Consider the following 3,851-nt stretch of genomic DNA (forward strand, 5'->3'; position numbering starts at 1 on the left):
TTTATTTTTTTCTTTTTTACTTTCTACACTATCTGCAATAGCTTGTCCGGTTGTAGTAAGAAAATTTGCTCCTACTTCAGCTGCAGTCTGCAAATCTCCATCACCAACTTTTATGGTTTTACCGCCTGCTCCCGCAAGGCTACCAAACAGTCCATAAAATCCACCAGCAAAACCTTTTCCGACCACTCTTTCTTTATCCACATCTTTTGATCTATCTTTAAGCTGAGAGTATGGCTCGGTAGATGATGAGTTAACAAAAGCGCCTATGCCTATTGCTGATAGTAAATTACCAGCACCTATTACCATACATGTACCAAATTTGCCTTGTAAATTTATTTTCTTAAGTATATTAATAATACCCATAAGATAGACTCAATAACCGCATAGAATAAAGCTACGCTACCGTACTTTATCTCCATGTGTTTAATATTATCGCTAGTGAGATCACTTTTTTTGATACCGTTTTTTGCTATAAAAAATAACGATACGCATATAGACATAGCATATATTGCATCTATATAATAAATCTCTCCAAAAAAGTATTTTAGTAACCTTATAAATAGTAGTGCTACAACACATATTGCTATAACACCACTGAATACTATCGCAAATTTTTTCATTTTTTATTATCCATATCTGACTGTATTACGCCGCCTACCAGTCCGGCACCTACTTCAAATATGGTCTTATAATTACCATCCTTGCCTCTTGGTATATTCTCTCCTATCTTTTCAGCACCAATTATGCACATCTTTCATTAAAACCCTATTTTTGCTCATTCTTATTAAACATTTTAAGCGATGTCTTTACAACTATAATAACAAGTATAAAAATAGCAATATATCGTATGTATCCTTCAAAACCATCATAGATAAATTTAAAACCGAGCAAATATATTAAAAAAAGTGTAATTGTTGACAAAATATCAAATTTAATTAATGAATTTGCAATATTACCTTTGATGAAAAAAGGCATAACGCAATATACAAAAATACAAATAAAAAAGGAGACCGAAAGAAGGTTAGCTTCGCTCCAACCTCTAATATAGTACTTCCCATAGATCATACACAAAACAAGCTCTACAAATGATATACAACCCGCAGCTATTCTATGACTTTTTTCCATACTACTTCCTATCTTGGCAATATCGCCTAAATTTTAAATGAATTTATATGAAATTTGCATGGTTGATAAGATGACGCTATTTTTTAGGTGCTTTTTTATCGTGCTTGTCGTTAAATTTAGTTAGTGGCTTGCCGCAGTCTGGGCACCAAGAGATATCTTTGCCGACTTTAATGGCTTTGCCACAGCTATCACACCATTTGCATTCGAATTCTTTCTTTCTATTTTTTAATTTAATGGACCTACACCCAAGCCAAAAAAATAATATAGCACCCGCTAATGATGCTATACCAGGGACCAAATAAAAATCCCCCATGAGAGAATAGTCAACTCCGTCATATGCTCTTACTATTTTCTTATTAATAAAAATTTGAATAGCCGTTATTAAAAAACCAATAGATATAAAAAAATTGCTCATTTTTCATTACTTTAAAAGCCAAATTTGTAGCCCTTCAGCTACTTTTTTTAAACTCCCTATATACAAAGAGCAAGCCAAGCAACGCCATGATCGATCCAACTGATATATTTAGACCATAAGGAATAGTATCTCCTTTTGGTATACCAAAAAGATTTATTGGTGGATTTGGATCCATCATAATAGACAACCCTTCAATAAAAATAATAAAACCTATTAAATAATTCATTTGTTATACATTTCTACAATTTTATTTATACCACCACCAATTGCCTGCCACCCATTTGCTGGTGGCTCTGGTGACAAATATCCATTAACTACCTCTTCCAAAGCAATACCATATGTCCAAGTTCTTGGATCATAAATCAAATTTCCAAACTGATAATTAGCTCTTTCATGTATTTGTTTTGGCTTACCGACTACTATAAAATAACCTCTGCTATTAATCGATTTATTCTACCTAAAAAACAAATCAACTAATCTTTCTAAAATTTGACCATTTTTGTTTAATTCATAGTTCTCGTCAAATCCCCTAAATTCCAATTCGTTTAATGCCCATTCTCTAATATCATCCGCTTCTTTTTCATCAATACTAATTTTTACAAGCGTATTATTCTCATAAACAATAGACATACTTTTTATAAATTTACAATTTTGCATAAGATAATCAAAATCTTGCTTTGATAATTTGACATACATTATTTTTCCTTACTCAATAATTGCCTTGCTTTTGCTGATGATGTTGGATTAACAGATATTATTTTACCATTATTTGGATTTACAACTACTTCTGCATTTTTCCCTATAAAACGTTGACTTTGCCTGCCCATTTCATCAATTTTAATATCTTTTATTTTTAACGGATTTTTTAATGCATCTAAAATATCATAAGGTTTAACATTTCTATTTATGGCTCGTTCAACGCCATGCTTTGTAAAATTTGATATTACAATTCCATTTTTTGATACCACAGATACTTTAAGACCGCTTTCTGTATATCCTAATGCCCGATCACTACCTAATGTTCCACCTTTTGGGGTATTGGCTGCTACTTTTTCAGCCACTCTCTTTTCCATCTCTACAAGTGTGGTCTTCATCGCATTTCTTGAGCCAGAGTATAGAGCTAATGATAGTTGCTTTGCAGCACCGATAGCTGGTTTTGCAAATGGTATAAGTATATCGCTTGCATCTCCCGCTCCTATAGTATGCTCTGGATCCCAATGTTTATCTTCATACTGCTCTTTGGTTGCAGTGTATAAAGGATAACGCTTCATGCTATTTTTATAAACATCACTAAAGCTTAGACTTCTCTCATTAGCAGTAGTTGCCAATATATTATATGCCTCATCTATTTTATCCCTATCAAACACTATACTATATCCAGGCACCTCGCTTTCATCAGCGCTTTCTAATGTAGATACAACATGTTCAAAAGCTTCTTTTTGAGATTTATCGACATTTGTTTTAGCCGCGAGCATAAAAAGATTTATTGACTGAGCATAAGGTATGTTATTTTCTTTACTATATCTATATGCTAATTCCATTGCAAGATCATATTCATTGCTTGTTAGCATCCTATTCACCCCCAAATTCTTATCCAACTTTGCAAATTCTTTATTGTTGTTTATCATGCTTGTTGTTACAGCTGTTGTTAAAGGTGCTTTAGAAAAACCCTTATCATTTAGCCATAGAGCATGAGAGAAATATCTAGTTGCAAAGTCTGAGAAATTTGACGCATACTTAGTATCATCATCTCTATTTTTATCTATATCCCTATGATCTTGTATATCCATAGATCTTTGGTTTTCATGAGTTATGGTCTTTACAAGATCTTTCACATTAGTTATGTTTTTGAAATTTATATAGCTAGCACCAGTTTGCAAGCTTGTGAAACCTTGTATTTTCTCGTCATTATATCCTCTTTCATCTGTATATATAGACTTTATATCGTTTGGTAGATATCCTAAGTTTTTCATAACAGCAAGTGTTATTAGTGTCATAGCCTCTTTTCTTTGTGCTTCGGTTGTAGTGTTGCTAGATAAAAATGCTTGTAGTTCTGGTGAATTTGCAACCTCTTCTCTAACACCATTTAATACTTTGTATTGCTTGCTCACTTCTTTAAAAAATGAGAATATATTTGCCCTATCTGTAGTTGATATTTGTTTTATGGCGTCTATTATGGTGCTAGTATCTACTATCTCTTTAGCTATCTCCTTCCTACCATCTTCACTAAACACCCTAGCATCTATACTACCATCTACATTTGAGCTTATGCTAGTATTTACTAGATCTTTTGTTAGTTTAGTTGTATCTC

General features: G+C 32.7%; 5 protein-coding genes. All 5 read right to left on the bottom strand.

Annotation, left to right across the window (positions count from 1 at the left end):
* Nucleotides 1-363 (bottom strand): hypothetical protein (locus Q0296_RS04730; RefSeq protein ID WP_298037201.1); only part of this gene is annotated, 363 nt, incomplete at its 3' end.
* An 838-nt stretch (nucleotides 364-1,201) separates the two neighbouring features.
* Complete coding sequence (locus tag Q0296_RS04735; protein WP_298037204.1) at nucleotides 1,202-1,540, bottom strand: hypothetical protein; 339 nt, start codon at nucleotides 1,538-1,540, stop codon at nucleotides 1,202-1,204.
* A gap of 34 nt (nucleotides 1,541-1,574) precedes the next feature.
* Nucleotides 1,575-1,718 carry a hypothetical protein gene (locus Q0296_RS04740; RefSeq protein WP_298037207.1) on the bottom strand — a complete coding sequence of 48 codons (144 nt, stop codon included), beginning with the start codon at nucleotides 1,716-1,718 and terminating at the stop codon, nucleotides 1,575-1,577.
* 275 nt (nucleotides 1,719-1,993) lie between these two features.
* Complete coding sequence (locus Q0296_RS04745) at nucleotides 1,994-2,236, bottom strand: hypothetical protein (RefSeq protein ID WP_298037210.1); 243 nt, start codon at nucleotides 2,234-2,236, stop codon at nucleotides 1,994-1,996.
* Nucleotides 2,236-3,851: DUF4258 domain-containing protein (locus Q0296_RS04750; RefSeq protein ID WP_298037213.1), on the bottom strand; the 1,616-nt coding region annotated here is incomplete at its 5' end. The genes Q0296_RS04745 and Q0296_RS04750, both read right to left, overlap by 1 nt.

The organism is uncultured Campylobacter sp. (assembly GCF_937890585.1).
Taxonomy (GTDB): Bacteria; Campylobacterota; Campylobacteria; order Campylobacterales; family Campylobacteraceae; genus Campylobacter_A.